Genomic DNA, 22,625 nt, shown 5'->3' with positions numbered 1-22,625 from the left:
CTAAGTTGTCAAATTGGTGCTATTCTCGCGACGAGAGAAACAGGGAGGGTGGCATGCAACTCAAGATACGACGCAGTCAGAAGACCGGTTTGACCGGCAAGGTCGTGTTCCAACTCGACGTCATGGCGGAGCTGACACCGGACGAGAAGGCTCTGGTTCAACAGTACAAGCTGGGCAAGGAGCTGGTCTATTCGAGCGAGGCGGCCGACCGGAACGCTGAGATGGCCCGCGCTGGCAGCCTTAAAGCGCTGGGCGGCATGGTGCTCGACCGCGCCACGAAGCGCCGCTTCACAATGAACGACCTCATTAACGGCCAGCACCTGGAGTGCAAGGATCTCGGCGAGCTGACCGATACCGAGGAGCAAGTGCATGTCGCTTGCCACAATATCCGCCGCTATCTGGAGGTCGCGAAAAGCTTCGACGGCACCGAACACATCCTCGAAATCGAACCGACCGCGCCCTAACAGCGATGACCGAGGATTTCTTCTCGGGACTATCCTCGTGGTGGCGTGAAAGCTGGCAAGCGGGCATCAACCAGCCCGCGTTCGGCCCCAAGGTCGGGCGCGGGCTGTTCTCCAATTGGTTTCTGACGGAGCGGGATCGGGAGATTGTCGACCTGGAGGCGCTGTATGCCCGCGTCTGGCGCCTCCGTGAGGCGTCACGACTGGCGCCAGACGAGACGAGGAGCGAACTCGTCAGCGACATCATCGTCGCCGCCTTTAAGGCAAGCCAAACCGGCTTCAGCCGGCCGCTACTGGATGCGCTCTACGATGTCGTCAATGGAGTACTGGTCGAGGATGTGTTCTGGTTTCCCCGGTACGACGTCGGGGACATTGCGCGGTTGCCCATGACGCCGCGCTCGCAGCTCCGCAATTTTCTAGTCGGTCACGAACGCTTCCTGTTGCATCTAGAGCCACGGCTCAACACGGTGAAGGAATTGCTGGTCGATCTTTCCATTCGCCTGCTCGATGTGGCGGCGACAGAAGAATGGATCGACGACGGCGAAGACGAGAATGCTTACATTATCGACGTGCCGCTTTTCGGCGTAGCCGATGATGTGCCCGAGCTCCTCTCAACGCTCCTGGTGCGATTGTGCGCGGACGACGGCCCGGCGGTGCAAGCCGAGCTGTTTCCATTTCTGCGTGAGCAGATCATGCGCAATGTTCGCGTCGCGTCGGACATGGCCCCGAACGCCGTGCCGCCAACCAAACCCTACCGCCTGCCTCGCGATCGCAATGATCTCGCTATTCCCGAACTAATCGAAACCTATCTTCAGTACACGCCCTTTCAGTCCTACTTCGAGAGCGCCTTGCCGGTTCGGGTGCCGGCAAGCCTTAGAACCGAGCATACGCTCATTGTGGGCGGGTCTGGGCACGGCAAAACCCAGCTTCTGCTCAACCTCATCCACCATGACCTGACGTATATCGGTGAGCAGCCCCCGGGACTGATTGTCATCGACAGCCAGGGTGATCTTATCCGTACGATTTCGCAACTGGCCTTGTTCGATCCAGACGCGGCATGTGAGCTTTCAGACCGGCTAATTTTAATCGATCCGGCCGATGTGGAGTTTCCCGTCGCACTCAATCTCTTCGCCTTCGATGCCGCACGGCTCGATGGCTATGACCGGGCGGGCAAGGAGCGCGTCATTAACTCGGTCATCGATCTTTACGAGTATTTCTTTGCGGCGCTGCTCGGGGCAGAGCTGACACAAAAGCAGGGTGTCGTATTTCGCTATCTGGCCCGCCTCATGCTCGCGATCCCGCATGCCACAGTGCAGACGCTGCGCGAGCTGATGGAGGATGGCGAGCCCTACAGGCCCTACATGGAAACGCTTGACGGATCGGCCAAGCGGTTTTTCGAGAGCGAATTCTTTTCGCGCGGCTTCGCGGCTACCAAAAAACAGATCCTTCGACGCCTTTGGGGCGTGTTAGCCAACCCTGTTTTCGAGCGGATGTTCTCGCATCCGGAAAATCGCATCGACCTGTTCGAGGCAATGAATGACGGCAAGATCGTCCTTATCAATACCGCCAAGGACCTGTTGAAATCGGAAGGGTGTTCGATTTTCGGTCGGTTCTTCATCGCCAAGATCGCTCAAGCCGCGTTTGAGCGCGCCACAATCGAAGAAGCGGAACGCCGGACCACCTACGTCTACATCGATGAGGCGCACGACTATTTCGACGAAACGTTGGAGCACCTCTTCAACCAGGCGCGCAAGTATGGGGTGGGGCTCCATGTCGCCGCACAGCACCTCGATCAGATGCCAAACCGGTTGCGCTCAACGGTCATGGCATCCACCTCGCTGAAGTTTGCGGGCGGTGTCTCCGCGAAGGATGCTCGCGCGCTCGCAGACGATATGCGCACCGATGCGAGCTTTATAAGATCAATGAGCAAAAGGCGCGGTCGTTCTGAGTTCGCGGCCTACGTCAAAGGCCGCACGGAGTCCGCGCTACGTACGAATATCCAGCTCGGGGAGGTGAATGCGCTGCCCACGCTGGATGATGAGCAATACGGCAAGCTTATCGATGCCAACAGGGCCCGGTATTGCGCAACCCTCTCGGAGATCGAAGCGATCATCGACGAACCGGCGCCTCAGTCTGCTGACAAGGAAAGGCCGGTCGATGCGAACTGTGTCGAGCCGGAGGCGGCGAAATCAGACGACCTGGTACCCGCGCCATCGCCAGCGTTCGTGTCGCAGGAGCCGCGGACTGAAGTCGATCCAGAACCATCTCAACCTGTCGAGCCCAAGGAAGACGTGCAGGAGACCCGCAAGGAAGAAATTGACCGATACGTGGCCGGGCTGGGCGGGCGTCAGCACAAACAGCTCCAACAATTGGTGCGCGAACTGGCGCAAGAGCGCGGATTTCGAGCAATTCTCGAGAAGCCCGTTTTGGATGGGGGAGGCAAGGTCGATATTGCTTTGGAGCATGACCACCTGTCCATCGGAGTAGAAGTCTCCGTCACGACCGATGTGGGTCATGAGCGCCGCAATCTGATCAAATGCCTCGATGCAGGTTTTGACAAAGTGGTGCTTGTGGTGCCGGATCCGAGCAGGCGCGCCCAATTTAAGAACGTCATCGCGGAGACCCTGGCTGAAGACCAGGTGCCGCGGATATTCATCCTAGCACCAGACGGAGTTGGCCCCTTCCTCGATGATGAGGCCGCCTCGCTCTCATCATCCGATGAGGTGATACGTGGCTGGCGCGTGAAGACGCATCTTCGCCCGGTTTCAGAGGACGAGGCTCAACATAAGCGCGAAGCCCTCGGAAAAATCATCGCTGCGTCAATTGAGAGCCAGAGCAATCGCTAGCAGGTTCAAGCTGGTGGCGAGTGGCGCGAAATCGAATTTTATGATTAAATTTGAACACTCTGGGGTAGAGTGTTCATCGGAGTAGTTTCCGCGTCAAGGGTCAAGTTGGGCTGCCAACTCCCGGAAGCCTACGATGCGAAGAGTATGATTTTCGATTTTCAGGGACGTAGGAAATACCTCACGCTGGAAGAGCGTGAGCGATTTATTGTGACTGCGCAAAAGCTACCGCTACCAGAACAGACGTTCTGTCTTTTAATCGCTTTCACCGGATGCCGAATTAGCGAAGCGCTTGAGCTTACCGCCGGCCAAGTCGATCGCTCAATGCGAGCAGTGGTCTTCAGGTCGCTTAAGAAGCGTCGTCCAGAGCCGATTTATCGCGCTGTACCACTGCCTGACTGGCTTCTGGAAAAGCTTGCGCGTCAATCTTTTCGCTTGAGCGAGGGCATTCGGTTGTGGCCGTGGGGGCGAAGCAAAGGCTGGGCAGTCATCAAGAGAGCAATGGCGGAGAGTGGTCTTTCTGGCATGCACGCCTGTCCGAAAGGTCTACGGCATGGGTTTGGGATTGCTGCTGTTCAACGAGGAGTACCCCTCAATCTACTCCAGCGCTGGTTAGGACATGCGAAGCTTGAGACGACAGCAATCTATGCAAACGCGATAGGTGCGGAGGAGCGGCGCTTGGCGGAACGTTTGTGGGCAGAAGGTAAGCCCCGACAGATCGCCTGAGCGCGAACACTCTACCCCAAAGTGTTCACAGCAGGGGATCGCGATGAAAAAGCAGCAACTGAATGCTGAGGTGGGCTGGAAAGCCGGTACCGTAGCCATTTTGATTGCCGTGGCAGGGTGCGCCACGCCGGTTGAAACCAACATCATCGACGCCCGCCAAAGCGACGTCGCGGGTTGCGAGGAGCTTGGGGCTGTGTCCGGCTCCAATGCAGTCTTCGTTGGCTTGAGCGCCTCGGTCGGGCGCACACACGCTCAGAACGCCGCTCTCAACCAAGCGGCCCACCTTCGCGCCACCCATGTTGTCTGGCGGGAGCGAGGCACGAGTCTAACCAACGAATGGGTCGGTACGGCCTATTCCTGCCGTTGAGGGGGGATTAGCCATGAATAAGCAAGCGGCAACCGGTCTCGCGATTGCGGGCTTTGTCGTCCTCCTCATATCGCTAATCATCCCAATTTACGGGCTGTACGTCGGTGGAATCGGGCTCGCCCTGGTGACGCTCGGCGCGTTTTATGGCGAGCGGCTCTTCACCATCATCACCGTCGTCGTTTCCGGAGTGAAGGTGCTCTTCCTGAGCCCGACCTTCCGTTTGATGACGCATCAGTTTCAAGAAGGCGACAGTGGACCGGTCATGGTGTGGCTTTTGGTGATTGGCGCCCACGCCCTCCCGATAGCAGCGCTATTCCTGGCGGCCCAACGATCTTCAACGGAACGCGTCTCTGTCAACGAGGAATAGTGGTTCCAGGGAGGCGGTCATGCTTGACACCATCGATGCGAAGATCGGCGCGCAACTGCGCCTGTGGCGCTGCCTCAAGGGCATCCGACGCGCCGAGCTGGCGCTAGCCATCGGCCTCACGCCTGCACACCTCGCCTTGGTGGAGGATGGCCGAGCCCGATTGGGAGCTGCGCGGCTTTTCGCGGCCGCCAAAACGCTTGGTGTGCCCGTCGCTACCATTATCGAGGGCGCCGACCACAGCTAGCAGAAGGCGCGCGATTCGCGTATTGATTGAGCTATGCAGCAACAGGATGTCAGGGCGGTAGGGGTTTGGATCCGCGTCTCGACCGAGGATCAGGCGAAGGGCGACAGCCCCTCCATCCACCGCACGCGCGCCGAGCAGTACGCCCAGTTTAAAGGCTGGACGATAGCCGAGGTCTACGACCTGTCCGGCGTTTCCGGTAAGGCGGTCATCGAGCACCCTGAAGCCAAGCGCATGTTGGCGGATGTCGAGGCCGGGCGCATTTCAGCGCTCCTGTTCTCCAAACTGGCCCGGTTGGCGCGCAGCACCAAAGAGCTGCTGGAGTTTTCGGAGATTTTCCGAGCGCATGATGCCGACCTAATTTCCCTCCAGGAAAACATCGACACTTCCACGCCGTCGGGACGGCTCTTTTATACGATGATCGCGGCCATGGCGCAGTGGGAGCGCGAAGAAATTGTTGACCGCATCAAGGCGTCTGTGGTGACGCGGGCGAAAATGGGGAAGCGCGTGGCTGGTGCCGCACCCTTTGGGTACCAGTGGAAGGATGGCGAGATGGTGCCGCATCCAGATGAGGCACCGGTCAAAGCTCTCATCTTTGAATTGTTCGCGGAGTATGAGCGGAAGGGGACCGTTCGACGTATCCTCACCGAACGCGGATACCGTACCCGCAGGGGTAAGCCGTTCTCGGTCAGCACCATCCAAGTGCAACTCCGCGATCCGACGGCGAAGGGACTTCGCCGATCCAATTACACCTACTCGGAAGCGCGGAACGGACGGGTCCTCTTGAAGCCGGAGGAAGAGTGGGAGTGGCATCCGTGCGAGCCCATCGTCTCAAGAGAGCTGTGGGAGCGGTGCAATGCTATTCTCGATCGCCAGGCCAAAAAGGCACCGGTCGGACCACGGGGAAAGTACCTGTTTGCAGGCAAGGTCAAATGCGAACGGGAAGGGCAAACCATGTATGTGCTCAATGAGAGCCCGAAATTCGTCTGCCCCAAGTGCCGCGCGAAAATTCCCCAGGACGACTTGGAGGCTATTTTCCGGGATCGGCTGCGAGCATTCTTCTCATCGCGTGAGGAGATCGACGCGTACCTCGCGAAGAGCAGCGACCACATCAAAGCGAAAACCGATCAGATGCAGCTGCTCAAGCGCGAGCGTATCAGCGTGTCTGATGATCGCGACAAACTGCTCCGCGGGTATCTCGACGGTACGATTGAGCCGGCACGGTACAAGCAGGTCGATGGGGAGGCCGCTGAGCGTGGCGAAGGAATTGAGCAGAGCATCGCCGCTCTGGAGGGCGAAATCGCTGCGCTAGAGGTCACACAGGCTTCCAGTGAGGAAGTCGTTGCCGGGGCGCAAGCGCTCTATGACCGGTGGGACAGTTTGACCCATGAACAAAAGGCCTCGGTGATCAACACGATCACCGAGGCCATCATTGTGGGTGATCGGGACATAGCGATACACCTTCACTATGTCCCTGCTCCGCAAGAAAGCGGGAATTACATACAGAACACATTCAGCTTGTGGCCGTCCGGGTCGCGGAAATAGCCGGCGTAGAAGCCGCCATCGCCGCGCGGGCCGGGGGCGCCCTCGTCGGTGGCGCCGAGCTCGAGGGCCTTGGCGTGGACCTTGTCGACCATGGCCTGATCCTTGGCCTGGAGGGCGACCATGACGCCATTGCCGACGGTGGCCTTGCCGCCGTCATAGGGCTTGGTCAGGCCGATGCCGGCACCGCCATAGGGTTCGGCCCAGGCGATGAAGCTGTCGGATTCCATCATCCGGCCGACGCCGAATTCGGCGCACAGCTTGTCGTAGAATTGGGCCGCCTGCTCGAGGTCGTTGGTGCCCAGGGTGACATAGCCGATCATGTTGTTTCTCCTCGCGTGTTGTGGATTTTGTTCCGCTTGTGTTCCAGTCCGCACGATACCCGTCGGCAACGACTTGGCAAGTCACATCGGCGTGCGGAGCCCTGACTGGCGTCGCCGACACGGGTTGGTCGGCCTCACACCGGCTCTTCAAACAGTTTGATGGCGCCTGACAACTTCCACAAGACCGACCGCAACGCCGTGTCCGGCGAGACCGATCGTCCACCAGATGAGTGGCACGGCCATGACATAGGTCCCGGTGTCCATCATCAGGCTGATCGCGGTGAAAATGACAATGCCGAAGGCAAAGCTGATCAGGTGGATCCAGAAGGACAGCCGAAGGCCCGCCGCGGCTTTCGCCCAGCGGGTTTGCGCGATCCGGGTGCTTTCCTCCTCCGGGTCGACGCAGAGCGCCAGGGCATCCACATCGAAGGCGGCGGCCAGCGCTGTCAGCGAGTCGCGCGAGGCCGACGCGCCGGTCTCGATGCGTTGCAGGGTCCGCAAGCTTATCCCGGCCAGTTCGGCGAGGTGTTCCTGGGACCAGTGCCGTTCCTCGCGCCAGCGCCTGATCTTGGCCGTGTCAGTCTTGAAAGCCATGTAGGGTCTCCCTGGGGGATGTTGAACCTGAAGCGGTCCAAAGGCCTGCAATCCGGCCGCGAGGCCACGACAGCGCAGCGTCAGGCGCACGTCAAGGAACCGCCAGCGACGCGCCATTGCCATGTCACAAGGCAAGCCAGGCCGGGCCCGGGTACTGGTAAATTCCGCCAGGTGGTTTCCTTCAGGCTGTGGATTAACGCGTCCCGGGTACAGCATCGCCGCGCCGAATCGGTCAGGATGGCGGTTGAAGGAGATCGCCATGGCCGAAGCAGTCTTGATCGCCGAAGGGCGTAACCGCGAGCAGGCCGGCTCGGACGTCGAGCACGCCTATCTCGACCTCTTGCGCGACATCCTGGAGACCGGCTCGGCCCAGGACGACCGCACCGGCGTGGGCACGCGCTCGGTGTTCGGACGCCAGCTGCGCTGCGACCTGTCCAAGGGCTTCCCGCTCTTGACCACCAAGAAGGTGCACTTCAAGTCGATCGCCATCGAGCTTCTCTGGTTCCTGCGCGGCGAGACCAATGTGCGCTGGCTGCAGGAGCGCGGGGTCAAGATCTGGGACGAGTGGGCCGACGCCAATGGCGATCTCGGCCCGGTCTACGGCAAGCAGTGGCGGCGCTGGGCCGGGCCGGACGGCACCGAGATCGACCAGCTGTCGGGCATCCTCGAGCAGATCCGCACCAACCCGGCCTCGCGCCGGCTGATCGTGTCGGGCTGGAACCCGGCCGACGTGCCCAACATGGCGCTGCCGCCCTGCCACACGCTGTACCAGTTCAATGTCGCGGGCGGGAAGCTGTCCTGCCAGCTCTACCAGCGCTCGGCCGACATGTTCCTCGGCGTGCCGTTCAACATCGCGTCCTATGCCCTGCTGACCCACATGATCGCCCAGGTCACCGGGCTGGAGCCGGGCGAGTACATCCACACCTTTGGCGACGCCCACATCTATTCCAACCATGTCGACCAGGTGGAAGAGCAGTTGTCGCGCCAGCCGCGGGCCCTGCCGAAACTGAAGCTCAATCCGGAGGCGACCGACCTGTTCGCCTTCGAGTACGAGGACATCACCCTGGACGGCTATGACCCGCATCCGCGCATCACGGCACCCGTCGCGGTGTGATGGCGGGGTCGGACGACACGCCGCTCAACGCGCTCGGCGGACGCATCGCACAGGTGTGCGACATCTATGCGGAAAATTACGACATCGACCGCTCGGGCGACTGGTATCTCCTGAAACTGCACGAAGAGCTCGGCGAGCTGACCCAGGCCTATCTGGCGGCCGGCGGCCGCTCGCGGCGTCCGGCCGGGCCCGAGGCGCGCCAGGCGCTGGCGCTGGAGATGGCGGACACGCTGGGCATGCTGCTCCTGCTGGCGCGTGACGAGGGCGTCGACCTGGATGCGGCGGTACAGGAAAAATGGCTGAGCTGGCTCGACCGGGACGAGGCGGCGCAGTGACGTCCGGCGATGTGAAACTGGTGCTGGTGGCAGCGCGGGGCCGCAATGGCGTCATCGGGGCGGGCAATGACCTGCCCTGGCGCCTGGCCAGCGATCTCAAGCACTTCAAGGCGGTGACGCGGGGCAAGCCGGTGATCATGGGCCGCAAGACCTGGGACAGCCTGCCAAGGAAACCCTTGCCGGGGCGGCTCAATATCGTGGTCACGCGCCAGGACGGGTTCGTCGCCGAGGGAGCGGAGGTGTTTGCCTCGCTGGACAATGCCGTGGCGCGGGGGCGGGCGCAGGCGGCGGCCGACGGGATGGACGAGGTCTGCGTCATCGGTGGCGGTGAGATCTACGCGGCGGCGCTCGGTGCTGCAGACCGGCTCTACCTGACCGAGGTCGATGCGGTGCCGGAGGGCGAGGTGCGGTTTCCGGAGTTTGCCGAGGCGGACTGGCGCGAGGTCGAGCGGCAAGCGTTTCCGGCCGGGCCGGGGGATGAGCATGCGTTTGTGGTGCGGGTGCTGGAGCGGGATTAGGCCGCCTGCCCCGTCATCCGCGGGCCGGATCCCATGAGGGGGGACTGGCTGACTGCAGGTTCCGCCTCGCCCTTGCGTCCAATCGCGCTAGAGTTCATCAAGGACGCGAATACAGGAAGAGGGATCAACCCATCCATGCCATGGAATGACAATACCGGCGGTGGCGGCGGCGGAGGCCCGTGGGGCTCCGGCGGCGGCAATAACGGTCAGAACCCGTGGGGACGGCGGCCGCAGGGCGGCGGACCGGACCAGGGACCTGACCTTGATGACGTGGTGCGCGACATGCAGCGCAAGCTCGGCGGCCTGTTCGGCCGCGGTGGCGGCGGTTCGGGCGGCGGCAAGAAGGGCGGCGGCGGTGGCGCCAGCGCCTTCGGTGTCGGTTTCATCGCCCTGGTGCTGGTGGCGGTCTGGTTCCTGATGCCGGGTTCCGGCTGGTACCAGGTCGGGGCCAACGAGGCCGGCGTCGTGCTGCGCTTCGGCGAGTACAACCGGACCACCGGTCCGGGCTTCCACTTCAAGCTGCCCACTCCGGTGGAAAGCGTGCTGATCCCGGAAGTCACCACGACCAACACGATCCAGATTGGCCAGGGCGCGGCGGGCCAGATGCTGACCCGTGACGAGAACATCGTCGACATCGACTTCGCCGTACAGTGGCGTGTCGCCCTCGGCGACGAGGACGGTGTGCGCGACTTCCTGTTCAATGTGCGGGACCCGCGCGGCACGGTAACAGCGGTGGCGGAAAGCGCCATGCGCGAAGTCATCGGCACCTCGGACCTGCAATTCATCATTACCGACGGTCGCGCCGAAGTGTCGCGCCGGACCCAGGAATTGCTGCAGGAGACGCTGGACGAGTATGATGCCGGCATCCAGATCCTGCAGGTCAACCTGCGCAACGCCCAGCCGCCGGAGCGGGTCATCGAGTCGTTCCGCGATGTCGACGTGGCCGAGCAGGACGCCGAGCGGGCCCGTCTCAATGCGACGGCGCACGCCAACCGGGTGATCCCGCAGGCGCGCGGTGTGGCGGCCCAGCAGACCCAGCAGGCCCAGGCCTATCGCGACAGCGTGATTGCCCAGGCCCAGGGTGATGCCGACCGCTTCATCTCGATCTACCAGGAATACGCCCAGGCGCCGGAGGTGACCCGCCGCCGCATGTATCTGGAAACCCTCGAGCGGGTGCTCGGACGGTCCGACCTGATCGTGCTCGACGGCGATGCGGGCGCACTGCCCTACCTGCCGCTCAACGAGCTGGGCCAGTCCCGGCGTCCGGCCCAGGGAGGCAATCAATGATCCGCACATTTGGCATCATCATTCTGGTCGGCGTGCTGTTCGTCGTGCTGCAAAGCCTGTTCACGGTACGTGAGACCGAACAGGCCCTGGTGCTGCGCTTCGGTGAACCGGTCGGCGCGGTCAACGAGCTGGCCGAGCCCGATCCGGGGCTGCACTTCAAGCTGCCCTTCGTCGACAATGTCGTGATGTTCGACAAGCGTAATCTCGAGCTCGATCTCGACGCCGAGGAAATCCAGGCCGCCGACCAGGTCCGCCTCGTCGTCGATGCCTTCCTGCGCTACCGGATCACCGATCCGCTGGCCTTCTACCAGTCCTTCCGTGACGAGCGCGGAGCGCGTGTGCGCCTCGAGCAGATCATGGATGACAGCCTGCGTGGCGTGATCGCCTCGATCCCGTCCAGCGATGTCATCTCCGGCCAGCGTGCCGAGCTGATGAACCGCGTGCAGTCGGCGGTGGAAGCCCAGGTCGCCAATGGCCAGTTCGGCATCGAGGTCATCGACGTGCGTATCCTGCGCGCCGACCTGCCAGACCAGATCGCCGACCGCGTGTTCGAGCGCATGCGTTCGGAGCGTGAGCAGGAAGCCGAGCGTATCCGCGCCGAGGGCAATCAGCAGGCCACGGAAATCCGGGCCGACGCCGACCGCCAGGCCTCGATCATCGAAGCGCAGGCGCGCGCCGATGCCGAGCGCATCCGCGGTGAGGGTGATGCCCAGCGAAACGCGATCTATGCCGGGGCCTACAGCCGCGACCCGGAATTCTTCGCCTTCTACCGCTCCATGCAGGCCTATGAAGTCGCCCTGCAAGATGGCACGCCGATCATCATCCCGCCGGACTCGGAGTTCTTCGAGTACTTCCGTGACGAGGGTGGTCGGTGATCACCACCATCATACTGGCCGCCCTCGCGGGTGTCCTGATCCTGGAGGGGGCGGCCTATGCGGTCGCCCCCGACTTTATGGTGCGCATGGCGGCGCAGCTGCGCGAGATCGGGCGGGAAAACCTGCGTACCGCCGGGCTGATGGCGATGGCGCTCGGGTCCGCGCTCCTGCTGCTGGTGCTGCTGGCCTGAGCGTGGCACCCGGAACAATCGCGAGACGGCGCAGCCAGCCGCCTTGCCGCCGGGGTGCGCCGCACTGTATTCACAGGCTTAACACTGTTTTGTCCTCTGGCCCGCACGGGTGATCCATGCTGCGTCTCCTGCTTATTCTCGTCCTCGCCCTGTCGACCACGCCGGCCCTTGCCCATCCGGCACCGGACGGGTTTGCGCAGCTGGCCGAGGAGTTGTCGCCGGCGGTGGTCAACATTTCCGCAGCGCAGCGCCTGAACACGGAAGACGGCCTGCCGCAGTTTCCCGAGGGCTCGCCGCTGGAACAGTTCAACGACATTCTCGGCGACGCCCCCCGCATCGCCAATTCCCTGGGCTCCGGCTTCATCATCGACCCGAGCGGGCTGGTGGTGACCAATAATCACGTCATCGACGGAGCCGACGAGGTCGAAGTGGCGCTGCCCGACGGCCGGGTGTTCGCCGCCGAAGTGGTCGGGATCGATCCGGTCACCGACCTTGCGGTTCTGCAGATGGAAGTCAGCGAGGAGCTGCCCTTTGTCAGCTTCGGCGACAGCGACCGGGCCCGGGTCGGCGACTGGGTGATCGCCATCGGCAACCCGTTCGGGCTGGGCGGCACGCTGACCGCCGGCGTGGTGTCGGCGCGCGGTCGCGAGGCCGGCGGCCGCTATGACGACTACATCCAGACCGACGTGGCCATCAATACCGGCAATTCCGGCGGCCCGCTGTTCAACATGAGCGGCGAAGTCGTGGGCGTGAACACGCTGATCCTGTCGCCGACCGGCGCCAGCGTCGGCATTTCCCTGTCAATACCGGCCAATATCGCCACCCAGGTCGTCGACCAGCTCATCGAGTACGGCGAGACGCGACGCGGCTGGCTCGGCGTCAGCGTACAGCTGGTGACCCCGGAACTGGCGGAAAGCTTCGGCCTGCCGCGCCCGCAGGGAGCCATCATCTCGCGCGTCGAGGACGGCGGGCCGGCCGACGAGGCGGGACTGCGCACCGGCGATCTGGTGCTGCGCTTTGCCGGCCAGGCGGTCGACAACAGCCGCACCTTCCCGCGGCTGGTGGCGGAGACCGAGATCGGCCGCGAGGTGGAGATCGAGATCATCCGTCGTGACCAGCCGATGACGCTGGACATCACCGTGGGCGAACTGAGCGACGGCAACGCAGCGGAGGCGGCCCCCCGGTCCGGCGCCGTGGTCGAGCCGGCGCCACGCAATGGCAATGTCGTTCTGGGCATGAGCCTGGCGGTTCTCGACGCGCCGTCGCGCCGGCGATACCGCGTGCATCCCGATGCCCAGGGCGTGCTGGTCACCGATGTCGACGAGCGCAGCGATGCGGCCGGCAAGGTGCGCGCCGGGGACGTGATCGAGGAAGTGGAATTCACCCGAGTGAGCTCGATCGCGGACATCCGCGAGATCGTCGAGGCGCACGAAGGCGGCCCCCTGCGCATACAGATCAATCGCGGCGGCCAGTACGTGTTGCAGTCGATCCGGCCGTGACCCGGACAGTCCTGATCGCCGGACCGACGGCGTCGGGCAAGACCTCGCTGTCTCTGGCGCTGGCGGCCGAGCTTGATGGCGAGATCGTCAACGCTGACTCCATGCAGATCTATGAGGGGCTGGAACTGCTGACGGCGCGGCCCAGTGCCGAGGAGCGCGCCGCGGCGCCGCATCACCTGTTCGGCGTCGCCGATCCGGCGGAGCGCTGGTCGGTCGGGCGCTGGGCGCGTGCCGCCCTGGCGCTCATAGACGACATCCGTGGGCGCGGCCGGGTGCCTATCCTGGTCGGCGGGACGGGTCTGTATTTTTCCGCCCTGACACGCGGGCTGGCCGAAGTGCCGGAAATCGGTGAGGCGGCCCGTGACAAGGCCCGCCAGGCCGCCGAAGGGGACGGGGCGGCCCTGTACGATGCGGCGCGGAAACGCGATCCGGACGCTGTAGCGGCGATTGCCCCGGCCGACCGGCAACGCCTGCTGCGGGTGCTGGAAGTCTGGTACGAGACCGGCCGTACCCTGTCAGACTTTCGCACCGAGACGCGGCCACTTCTGGAACCGGCTTCGTGGATCGGCCTGGTGGTCGAGCCGGACCGCGAGGCGCTCTACGCGCGGATTGACCGGCGCTTTGACGCGATGATGACGGCGGGCGCGCTGGACGAAGCGAGGCATTTCCTGGCGCGCGGCCTGGCGGCCGACCTGCCGGCCATGAAAGCGCTTGGCCTGCCGTCCCTGGCGGCGCATCTTGCCGGGGAGGTGTCGCTGGAGGATGCGGTCGAGGACGCTAAGCGCGAAAGTCGTCGCTATGCCAAGCGGCAGCTGACCTGGTTCCGCAACCAGATGCCCGACTGGCACCGTATCGCGACACTGGATGCCGGCGCTGCGCAGCGGGAAGCGCTTGAATTTGTGACTGGACGAGGCCTGGCATGACGGACGCACTCTATACCGCCGACATCGACCTAGAGCCCATCCAGACCTGCCGCATGGGCATTGTCGGTTACGGCAATCACGGTCGCTCGCACGCCCTGTGCCTGCGGGATCGCGGCGTCGAGCAGATCCGTATCGCGCTGCGCCCAGGCTCGCCGTCGCGCGCCAAGGCCGAGGCGGACGGGTTTGAAGTGGTCAGCGTGGAGGCGGCAGCCAGATGGGCTGATGCGCTGGCCCTCCTGGCGGCCGATGAGGCCCACAAGGACATCTGGACGAACGCTATCGCGCCCCACCGCAAGCCGGGCCAAGCGCTGATCGTGTGCCATGGCTTCTCGGTGCATTACGGGCTGATCGATGCGCCGGCGGATGCCGATGTCATCCTGGCGGCGGCCAAGGGGCCGGGCGGGGCGGTGCGCGAGGAATTCCTGCAAGGCCGCGGCCTGCTGGGCTTCTGGGCCGTGCACCAGGACGCCAGTGGCGTCGCGCGCGAACGCGCGCTGGCCTATCTGTCGGCGCTGGGCTGCGGCGAGGTCGGCATTTTCCCGACCACATTCCGCGAGGAAACGGTCTCCGACCTGTTCGGCGAGCAGGTGGTGCTGGTCGGCGGCCTGGTGGCCCTGGCCAAGGCCAGCTACCAGCGCCTGGTGGCCGCCGGGGTCAGTGAGCGGATGGCCTATATCGACTGCGTGCACGAGATCAAATACCTCGCCGACCTGATCCAGTCGCGCGGCATTGCCGGCATGTATGAGGCGATTTCCGATACCGCCGAGTTCGGCGCGCGACTGATCGAGGAGCGCATTGCCGGGCCGGAATTGCAGGCCACGTTCGACGCCGCCATGGCGGATATCGAAAGCGGCGCCTTCGCCCGCAAATGGGTGGAGGCGTATGAACAGGGCGGTGTGCTGGAAGCGGCGCGCGAGCAGGACCGCGCCGAACCGGTCGAGGCTGCCGGGGCGGAACTGCGCGCCCGCATCCTTGGTGCCTCGAAATAAACATCAAACCGGCGTATGACTGTGGCCGGACAGAGTCGGGTATTGCGGGGGACGCAAAGTGTCATTCAATCCAGTCAAGATCAGGCGCTACGGCGAGCCGAAGGAAGTGGTGGCGCGGGTCTTCGAGGAAGTCGGCGGCATTCCGAAGGTGATGGAATTGCTCGAGCTGAGCCGGACCCGGGTCTACGCCCTGGCCGACCCGGATTCGACCAATGAGATATCCTACGCCCGGGTAGCGTGCCTGACCGAGGCCGGCTCGACGGCCGCCGCGCAACACCTGGCGGCGCTGGCCGGCGGGGTCTTCGTGCCGATCGACAAGGCCGAGGACGCCAACTGGCTCGCCCTGGCCGGCGAAGCGTCGCGCCGCAATGCCCGTAACATCTCCGCCGTCATGGAATCGCTCAGCGAGACCGAACGCTCGCCCGGGCGCATTGACGAGCACGAGGCGCGCAACATCCTGCGAGTGCTCGATGAACAGCTCGGCGTGCTGGCTGTCCAGAGGGCCAAGCTGGCCGCAATCGTGGCCGGTGAAGCGGAAGAGAATGGCGACGCGGAAATCAGCGGTTAGGCTGTGTTTCGCATTGCCGGTCACCGCGACACTGGCTAATCAGGATACCGGGGCAGCGCGGCGAGGGGGCGCATGAATCGCTTCCAGGACTTCTTCTTGCGCATGGACGCGCGCGCGGCCCGGGCGGTCGGCGTGTCGATTGTGCTGTTTGCCATCGTGGTGCTGGTCTTCCTGCTCGGCCGCTTCGTGCTCGACATCGAGCCGGGCGCGGCGGGCGACCTGTTCGATGCCACGGCAAGCCAGTGGTATGCCCTGCCGGTCACCATCCTGGTGTTCACCCTGCTGTCCTTTCTCGGGGCCCCGCAATTCGGGCTTATGGCGGCAGCCATTGTCGCCTTCGGCCCGACCACCGGGGCGCTCTATGCCTGGATCGCGACCCTGAGTGCAGCCAGCGTCAATTATGTCATGGGGCGCTGGTTCGGGGCCGACTTGCTGGCCCGCTACGGCGGCGACTGGGCCAACAAGATCTCCGATTTCATCGGCCGCAACGGCTTGCTCGCCTCGATGGTGGTGCGCTGGGTGCCGTCCGGACCGTTCATTGTCGTCAATATGGGCTTCGGCCTGGCGCGGACGCCGTATTGGGCCTTCCTTCTCGGCACGGCGCTGGGCACGGGGCCAAAGATCTTCGTGGTCGGGCTGGCCGGCCAGAGCATCATCGCGATGATGAGCGAGGGGCAGATGCTGCTCGGATTGTCGCTGCTCGTCGCGGTGGGCGGCTGGATCGGGGTGATGCTGATGGCTCGGACATGGTTGCGCCGCAATCGCCAGTCTAAGATCGATCCGAACTGATTCCCTGCGGACAAATTTATCCGGCCCATCTGCGCCAAGGCGGATGCAGGCCTTGCAATCTCCCGCGGGGCATCGCACAAGAAAAACAGTTGCACCGCGGCTTTGCCGCCACACTCCTCGAAATTAGCGCCCCCCATGCTCAATAGTCTTTTTGGTTTGCTCTCCGCGGATATTGCCATCGACCTCGGCACCGCCAACACGCTGGTCTACGTCAAGGGACGCGGGGTCGTGCTCGATGAGCCGTCCGTGGTCGCCTACAAGATCGAGAAGGGGCGGAAGCACGTCCAGGCGGTCGGCGCCGAAGCCAAGCTGATGCTGGGCAAAACGCCGGGCAATGTGGAAGCCATCCGGCCGATGCGTGACGGCGTCATCGCCGACTTCGACGTCGCCGAAGAAATGATCAAGCATTTCATCCAGAAGGTGCATAACCGTCGCGCCATGGTGTCGCCGCAGGTCGTGATCTGCGTGCCGTCGGGTGCCACCGCGGTGGAGCGCCGTGCCATTCACGAATCGGCCCTCGGCGCCGGTGCGCGCAAGGTCTACCTGATCGACGAGCCGATGGCGGCCGCGGTCGGAGCCGGCCTGCCGATCGACGAGCCGACCGGTTCTATGATCGTCGACATCGGCGGCGGGACCACCGAAGTCGCGGTGATGTCGCTCTCCGGCATTGTCTATTCGCGCTCGGTGCGCGTCGGCGGCGACAAGATGGACGAGGCGATCATCAACTATATCCGCCGCTCGGCGAACCTGCTGATCGGCGAAACCTCGGCAGAGCGCATCAAGAAGGAAATCGGTTCGGCGATGCCGCCGGTGAAGGGCGAGGGCCTGTCGCTGGACATCAAGGGCCGCGACCTGATGAATGGCGTTCCGCGCGAGATTGCGGTCACCGAGGCGATGATCGCCGACAGCCTGTCCGAGCCGGTCGAGCAGATCGTCGAAGCGGTCAAGCAGGCGCTCGAAGCGACGCCGCCGGAGCTGGCGGCCGACATTGTCGACAAGGGCATCGTGCTCACCGGCGGTGGCGCCCTGTTGCGCAATCTCGACACCGAACTGCGCGAACGCACCGGGCTGCCTGTAAGCTTGGCCGATGAGGCGCTTTCATGCGTTGTACTCGGATGTGGCAAGGCCGTGGAAGATTTGCGCATCTGGCGTCCCATCCTGTCGGAAGCCGTGTAAGCTCCCCGCCTGCATCGCAGAAGGAGTGAAGGCTTGGTGACACGCCGCTCGACACGCCATGACAATGAACAGGGGGTCCAGTTTTCCCGGACCCTGTTCATTGCCCTGCTCGTCCTGTCCGGCGCGCTCATCGCTTTTGACCGGCCCGCATCCCGATCCGCCGCCTTTGCCAGTTTTCGTGCTGGCTTCACCGATGTGGCGGTACCGGTCCTCGAGCTGGCGGCGCAGCCCTTGCGCGCGATCAAGAATATCGGGCCCTATTTCCGCATGCAGGGGGAGCTGGCCGCCGAGAATGCCGAGCTGCGCCAGCAATTGATCGAGGCACGCTACTGGGAGGACCTAGCCTACCGGCAGCGCGACCGCATCGAGATCTACGAGGAAGCGCTCGACGTCGAGTCGGAAACCATCCAAGACCGCATCGGGGCATGGACGGTGGCTGATCCGAGCGGCCCCTTCGTCAAGGCGCGCCTGATCGGGCGCGGCGCCGAGGCGGGCATTCGCGACGGTTATCCGGTGATCAACCTGTTCGGCCTGGTCGGGAGGGTCTACGAAACCGGACGTCGTTCGGCTCGCGTGCTGCTTCTCACCGACCTCAACAGCCGGGTTCCGGTGATGGCCGACCGCTCCAATGCCCGCGCCATCCTGGTCGGCGACAATTCGCAGTACCCGCGACTGGAATATGTCGGTCGGGCACCGGACCTGCAGGACGGCGACCGGATCGTCAGTTCCGGCGATGACGGGGTCTTGCCGCGCGGCCTTCCGGTCGGCGAGGCGGTCCAGGCGCGCGACGGCAGCTGGCGGGTCCAGCTGTACTCCGATCAGGCCTCGGTCGATTTCGTCTGGGTCTGGCCGTTCGAGCGGGTGACCCCGCCGGACGAGGAGCCGGTCCCCGGCGGGCAGGTCGGCATTGAACTGATCGGCATCGGCACGGTCGATGCTGCGCCTGACCGCACGCCTGACAATCGCCGCCGGGCGCCGCTGACAGACGCCGGCAATGCGCCGGTCGTGGTCGCCGATCCGCAGACCGGGACCGCCGCGCCGGTGACGGGGCCGAGCGGTCAGGGTGCGGCTGCTGCTGCTCCCGAGCCAGGCGGACCTGGGGAGGAGGGCGTGATCGCCATTGATGAGCCCGTCGATCCGAGTGGCGAGCAGGACCTCAATGCGTTGATCCTCGACAGCCTGGCGCGCGAGTTCAACGATCTGGCCAATAATGGTGCGCCAAGCGAGGCGACCGAAGCGGACGAGCCGCAGGCGGAGGAGGACGAGCGATGAGATCTCCCAGCGAACGCCAGTCCGTCGCCTGGCCGGCGGCCTTTTGCGTGCTCACCGTCCTGGCCGCGCTTATCCTTCAGGCGACACCGACCCGGCTGGTCGACGGCATCACCGTGATGCCGACCTGGCCGCTGATGGTGATCTTCCTGTGGTCCGGCCTGCGTCCGCGCTTCATGCCGCCCATCGTGGTGTTCGCCATCGGGTTGACCCAGGACTTGCTGACCGGTGCGCCGATGGGCGTGTGGGCGCTGTCTTATCTGGTTTCGATCAGCGTGTTCCGGTTCCGCGGCGAGGATGGCATGCCGCGTGACCTGCCGCCGATCCTGATCCGTTTTGCCGGCACTCTGGTGCTGGCCCATGCCATCGCGTTTGCGGCCGGAAGTTTTGCCCTCGAGCAACTTGCCGACGTCCAGCCCTTGATTATCGAGGTGATCGCCACGATTCTCATGTTCCCGCTCCTGGCCTTCATCGTGCTGCGTCGCCGCCGTTCGGGCCGGACGGGCTTTATCGGAGGCTGACCCTCACCCATGCGCGCTGACCGCCAGGAAGACGATCTCAAGTTCACCCGCCGGGCCCTGCTGATGGCGGGCGGCGGCGGGCTGGCCTTCCTGGGCCTGGGTGCGCGCCTGTACACGCTGCAGGTGCTGGAATCAGAGCGTTACAGCCTGCTGTCGGAGAACAACCAGTTCAATTTCCGTCTTCTGCCGCCATCGCGAGGCCAGATCCTCGACCGGTTCGGGGTCAAGCTGGCGGAGAACCGCGACAGCTACCGGGTTCTGATCACGCCGGAGCAGGCCGGTGATGTGGAAGCTGCGCTCGACCAGCTGGCGCGCTACATGCCGCTGGAGGACCACGACCGAGAACGGGTGATCCGGGCGGCAGGCCGGCAGCCGAGCTTCCGGGCCATCACGGTGGCGGAAGATCTCGACTGGGAGACCTTTGCGGCGATCAATCTCAATGCCCCGGAACTGGCCGGGATCACGCCCGATGTCGGCGAGGTGCGCAGCTATCCCTACGGACCGGCCTTTGCCCATGTGATCGGTTACGTTCAGATCCCCAATGAGGACGATATCGACGCCAATCCGCCGGAAGCGGAACGTTTGCTGCGTCACCCCGGCGCACGGGTTGGCAAGAATGGCGTGGAAGTCGCCCGCGAGCAGGATCTGCGCGGTTCGGCGGGCGCACTCAAGATCGAGGTCAATGCGCGTGGCCGGGTAATCCGTGAACTGCCCGACCAGTCGACGGCTCCACAGCCGGGGCAGGATGTTGTCCTGACCCTGGATGCCGACGTGCAGCGCTATGCTCACGAGCGTCTGGGTGCCGAGAGCGCGGCTGCGGTGGTCATGGACGTCAATAGCGGCGAACTGATTGCCATGGCGTCGACGCCAAGCTTCGACCCCAACCTGTTCGTCAACGGGATCTCGACGCGCGATTACGCGGCGCTTCGCGAGAACGATCACAATCCGCTCTATCACAAGGCTGTGCAGGGGACATACCCGCCGGGCTCGACGTTCAAGGCGGTGGTGGCGACAGCGGCGCTGGAACATGACCTCGTGCGCCCGAGCGAGTATATCCGCTGCACCGGGTCGACCTGGCTCGGCAACCGGCAGTTCCACTGCTGGCGGCGCCAGGGCCACGGCCCGGTCAATCTGCACGGGGCGCTCAAGACCTCGTGCGACATCTTCTTCTACGAGATGGCCAATCGGCTCGGCATCACGCGCATGCATGACATGGCGGTGCAGTTCGGCATCGGCCAGAGTTTCGATATCGGGATATCCGGGGTGCGTCAGGGCACCATGCCAAATCCGGCCTGGTTGCGGGCGCGACACAACCAGCCCTGGACCACCGGTCACACCTACAATACCGGCATCGGCCAAGGCTATGTCACGACCTCGCCGCTGCAGCTGGCGGTGATGACCGCCCGTGTCGCTTCCGGACGCACCGTCAGACCGACGCTTTACCGCAATGCCATGGCCGCGCCGGCGCCCTATATGGGCATCGGCGAAGACAGTCTGAACCGGGTTCGCGAGGGGCTGCGGGCGGTGGTGCACGAACCGGGCGGGACGTCCTATTCGCTGGGCGGGCTGGGCATTGACGGGGTCGACATGGCCGGCAAGACCGGCACCGCCCAGGTTTACTCGATCACCGCGGCCGAGCGCGCCGCCGGCGTGCGTAGCCAGGAAGACCTGCCCTGGCGCCTGCGCGACCACGGCCTGTTCATGTGCTACGCGCCCGCGGACGTGCCGAAATACGCCTGCGTCGTGGTTATTGAACATGGCGGCGGGTCGACTGCGGCCAAGTTCCCCGCCCGTGACATCCTGCGCCGCGTGGTGGCTCGTGACCCGTCGAGCCGGGCCGGCGTGTTTGCCGATGTCTCTCGCCCGCGCTCCGGTGGCGCCTGATGGCCGTCTTCCGCGAGAGCATTCCGCGCAACCTGCCGGCCAAGCTGATGGAGATGAACTGGACCCTGGTCCTGCTTCTCGTCCTGCTCGGCGCGGCGGGCACGGGCATGCTGTACTCTGTCGCCGGCGGCAGCTGGGACCCGTGGGCGACCAAGCACGCCATCCGCTTTGCCATCGGGTTTGTCGGTCTGATCATCATCGCCATGTTCCCGCCGCGCTTCTGGATGGCGCTGTCCTACCCGGTCTATCTGGGCGCCTTATTGCTCCTGGTCGGCGTGGAGCTGGCCGGGATCACCATCAACGGATCCCAGCGCTGGCTCGATATCGGTCCAATCCGCATCCAGCCCTCCGAGGTCATGAAGGTCGCTGTCGTCCTGGCGCTGGCCCGCTTCTATCATGACCTGCCGCGCGAAAAGGTCTCCAGTCTCGGTGGTCTGATCGTGCCGGCAGCACTGATCGGCATGCCGGCCATGCTGATCGCCCTGCAACCGGACCTGGGCACGACGCTCTTGCTGGTGGCGACGGGGGCCGCCGTGGTGTTTCTGGCCGGGTTGAGCTGGAAAGTGATCCTGCCGAGTGCCATCGCCGGCCTTGTCGGCGGTTCGCTCTTCTTCCGTTACGGGCTGCAGGAATACCAGCGATCGCGCATTCTCACCATGTTCAACCCGGATGCCGATCCGCTCGGCGCCGGCTACCAGATCCTGCAGTCCAAGATCGCCCTCGGCTCCGGCGGTCTGACCGGCAAGGGCTACATGGAAGGGACGCAGTCACAGCTGGATTACCTGCCGGAGAAGCAGACGGATTTCATTTTCACCATCCTGGGCGAGGAGTTCGGCTTTGTCGGCGGTATCGCCATCATGGCGATCTATGCCCTGGTGCTGGCCAATACGGTGGCCATCGCGGCGAGCTGCAAATCGACCTTCCTGCGACTGGTGGTCATGGGCGTAGCGACGACCTTCGCGCTCTACGTGATCATCAATGTCGGTATGGTCATGGGCATGCTGCCCGTGGTCGGTGTGCCGTTGCCGCTGGTGTCCTATGGCGGCACGGTGATTCTGGCCGTCATGGCCGGCTTCGGACTGATCCTCGGCGCCCACATCCACCGCAATGCCGAACCTCCGCGCGGCGCCGGGCTGTTCGGCTAGGCCCCGAAACCCCCGAAAACCCTGAACTGCCGCATCCTGCTTGACCGGGCCGGGCGGTTGGGGAAATGTGCCCGCCAA

24 protein-coding genes and 1 pseudogene are annotated in these 22,625 nt (G+C 64.2%); 23 read left to right on the top strand and 2 right to left on the bottom strand.

Annotated features, from left to right (window positions below; all coding sequences use genetic code 11):
* The first annotated feature begins 53 nt into the window (after window positions 1–53).
* From ACXYMR_RS00900 to ACXYMR_RS00870, 7 genes and pseudogenes are all read left to right on the top strand, one after another.
* Window positions 54–464: a hypothetical protein gene (locus ACXYMR_RS00900; RefSeq protein WP_458940860.1), complete on the top strand. Its 411-nt coding sequence runs from the start codon at window positions 54–56 to the stop codon at window positions 462–464.
* A gap of 5 nt (window positions 465–469) precedes the next feature.
* Window positions 470–3,307, top strand: a complete 2,838-nt coding sequence (locus ACXYMR_RS00895) for a type IV secretory system conjugative DNA transfer family protein (RefSeq protein ID WP_458940859.1) — start codon at window positions 470–472, stop codon at window positions 3,305–3,307.
* A gap of 144 nt (window positions 3,308–3,451) precedes the next feature.
* Entirely contained in the window at window positions 3,452–4,030 is a 579-nt protein-coding gene (locus ACXYMR_RS00890) for a tyrosine-type recombinase/integrase (protein WP_458940858.1), read from the top strand.
* Between the two features lie 43 nt (window positions 4,031–4,073).
* On the top strand, window positions 4,074–4,397 hold the full coding sequence (locus ACXYMR_RS00885; RefSeq protein WP_458940857.1) for a hypothetical protein: 324 nt from the start codon (window positions 4,074–4,076) through the stop codon (window positions 4,395–4,397).
* Between the two features lie 13 nt (window positions 4,398–4,410).
* On the top strand, window positions 4,411–4,764 hold the full coding sequence (locus tag ACXYMR_RS00880; RefSeq protein WP_458940856.1) for a hypothetical protein: 354 nt from the start codon (window positions 4,411–4,413) through the stop codon (window positions 4,762–4,764).
* A gap of 19 nt (window positions 4,765–4,783) precedes the next feature.
* A complete protein-coding gene (locus ACXYMR_RS00875) occupies window positions 4,784–5,008 on the top strand; it encodes a helix-turn-helix domain-containing protein (protein ID WP_458940855.1) in 225 nt (74 codons plus the stop codon).
* A gap of 33 nt (window positions 5,009–5,041) precedes the next feature.
* Window positions 5,042–5,866 (top strand): annotated as a pseudogene (locus ACXYMR_RS00870) (recombinase family protein); the annotation flags it as partial.
* A 635-nt stretch (window positions 5,867–6,501) separates the two neighbouring features.
* Here the strand turns inward: ACXYMR_RS00870 and ACXYMR_RS00865 are convergent.
* Together ACXYMR_RS00865 and ACXYMR_RS00860 are read right to left on the bottom strand one after the other, a co-directional pair.
* Window positions 6,502–6,870, bottom strand: a complete 369-nt coding sequence (locus tag ACXYMR_RS00865) for a VOC family protein (RefSeq protein WP_458940854.1) — start codon at window positions 6,868–6,870, stop codon at window positions 6,502–6,504.
* 147 nt (window positions 6,871–7,017) lie between these two features.
* The gene (locus ACXYMR_RS00860) at window positions 7,018–7,725 is read right to left on the bottom strand and encodes a helix-turn-helix domain-containing protein (RefSeq protein ID WP_458940853.1); all 708 of its coding nucleotides are present in this window, start codon (window positions 7,723–7,725) and stop codon (window positions 7,018–7,020) included.
* Here ACXYMR_RS00860 and ACXYMR_RS00855 point away from each other — a divergent pair.
* From ACXYMR_RS00855 to rodA, 16 genes are all read left to right on the top strand, one after another.
* On the top strand, window positions 7,724–8,578 hold the full coding sequence (locus ACXYMR_RS00855) for a thymidylate synthase (protein ID WP_458940852.1): 855 nt from the start codon (window positions 7,724–7,726) through the stop codon (window positions 8,576–8,578). The two genes, ACXYMR_RS00860 and ACXYMR_RS00855, sit on opposite strands and share 2 nt — an antisense overlap.
* Window positions 8,578–8,913, top strand: coding sequence for a phosphoribosyl-ATP pyrophosphohydrolase (locus tag ACXYMR_RS00850; protein WP_458940851.1), 336 nt, complete (start codon window positions 8,578–8,580; stop codon window positions 8,911–8,913). Before ACXYMR_RS00855 ends, ACXYMR_RS00850 begins: the two co-directional genes overlap by 1 nt.
* Window positions 8,874–9,431 carry a dihydrofolate reductase gene (locus ACXYMR_RS00845; RefSeq protein WP_458940850.1) on the top strand — a complete coding sequence of 186 codons (558 nt, stop codon included), beginning with the start codon at window positions 8,874–8,876 and terminating at the stop codon, window positions 9,429–9,431. The genes ACXYMR_RS00850 and ACXYMR_RS00845 overlap by 40 nt, the downstream gene beginning before the upstream one ends.
* A gap of 135 nt (window positions 9,432–9,566) precedes the next feature.
* Entirely contained in the window at window positions 9,567–10,718 is a 1,152-nt protein-coding gene (gene hflK / locus ACXYMR_RS00840; protein WP_458940849.1) for an FtsH protease activity modulator HflK, read from the top strand.
* A complete protein-coding gene (gene hflC, locus ACXYMR_RS00835) occupies window positions 10,715–11,593 on the top strand; it encodes a protease modulator HflC (RefSeq protein WP_458940848.1) in 879 nt (292 codons plus the stop codon). Before hflK ends, hflC begins: the two co-directional genes overlap by 4 nt.
* Window positions 11,590–11,784 carry a DUF2065 family protein gene (locus ACXYMR_RS00830; RefSeq protein ID WP_458940847.1) on the top strand — a complete coding sequence of 65 codons (195 nt, stop codon included), beginning with the start codon at window positions 11,590–11,592 and terminating at the stop codon, window positions 11,782–11,784. Before hflC ends, ACXYMR_RS00830 begins: the two co-directional genes overlap by 4 nt.
* Before the next feature lie 116 nt (window positions 11,785–11,900).
* Window positions 11,901–13,283, top strand: a complete 1,383-nt coding sequence (locus ACXYMR_RS00825) for a Do family serine endopeptidase (protein ID WP_458940846.1) — start codon at window positions 11,901–11,903, stop codon at window positions 13,281–13,283.
* Window positions 13,280–14,206 carry a tRNA (adenosine(37)-N6)-dimethylallyltransferase MiaA gene (gene miaA, locus ACXYMR_RS00820; RefSeq protein WP_458940845.1) on the top strand — a complete coding sequence of 309 codons (927 nt, stop codon included), beginning with the start codon at window positions 13,280–13,282 and terminating at the stop codon, window positions 14,204–14,206. The genes ACXYMR_RS00825 and miaA overlap by 4 nt, the downstream gene beginning before the upstream one ends.
* Entirely contained in the window at window positions 14,203–15,195 is a 993-nt protein-coding gene (ilvC, locus tag ACXYMR_RS00815) for a ketol-acid reductoisomerase (RefSeq protein WP_458940844.1), read from the top strand. Before miaA ends, ilvC begins: the two co-directional genes overlap by 4 nt.
* 58 nt (window positions 15,196–15,253) lie before the next feature.
* A complete protein-coding gene (locus ACXYMR_RS00810) occupies window positions 15,254–15,763 on the top strand; it encodes a hypothetical protein (protein ID WP_458940843.1) in 510 nt (169 codons plus the stop codon).
* 72 nt (window positions 15,764–15,835) lie between these two features.
* The gene (locus ACXYMR_RS00805; protein WP_458940842.1) at window positions 15,836–16,552 is read left to right on the top strand and encodes a TVP38/TMEM64 family protein; all 717 of its coding nucleotides are present in this window, start codon (window positions 15,836–15,838) and stop codon (window positions 16,550–16,552) included.
* 135 nt (window positions 16,553–16,687) lie between these two features.
* Entirely contained in the window at window positions 16,688–17,728 is a 1,041-nt protein-coding gene (locus tag ACXYMR_RS00800) for a rod shape-determining protein (protein WP_458940841.1), read from the top strand.
* A 36-nt stretch (window positions 17,729–17,764) separates the two neighbouring features.
* Window positions 17,765–19,000, top strand: a complete 1,236-nt coding sequence (gene mreC / locus ACXYMR_RS00795; protein ID WP_458941908.1) for a rod shape-determining protein MreC — start codon at window positions 17,765–17,767, stop codon at window positions 18,998–19,000.
* Entirely contained in the window at window positions 18,997–19,518 is a 522-nt protein-coding gene (mreD, locus tag ACXYMR_RS00790; protein ID WP_458940840.1) for a rod shape-determining protein MreD, read from the top strand. The genes mreC and mreD overlap by 4 nt, the downstream gene beginning before the upstream one ends.
* Window positions 19,519–19,527: 9 nt before the next feature.
* Entirely contained in the window at window positions 19,528–21,402 is a 1,875-nt protein-coding gene (gene mrdA, locus ACXYMR_RS00785) for a penicillin-binding protein 2 (protein WP_458940839.1), read from the top strand.
* Window positions 21,402–22,547 (top strand): rod shape-determining protein RodA, encoded by a 1,146-nt coding sequence (gene rodA / locus ACXYMR_RS00780; protein WP_458940838.1) that lies wholly within the window; start codon window positions 21,402–21,404, stop codon window positions 22,545–22,547. Before mrdA ends, rodA begins: the two co-directional genes overlap by 1 nt.
* Window positions 22,548–22,625 lie beyond the last annotated feature (78 nt).

The organism is Maricaulis sp. CAU 1757 (assembly GCF_054482675.1).
This window is presented reverse-complemented; position numbering and strand designations above follow the sequence as displayed.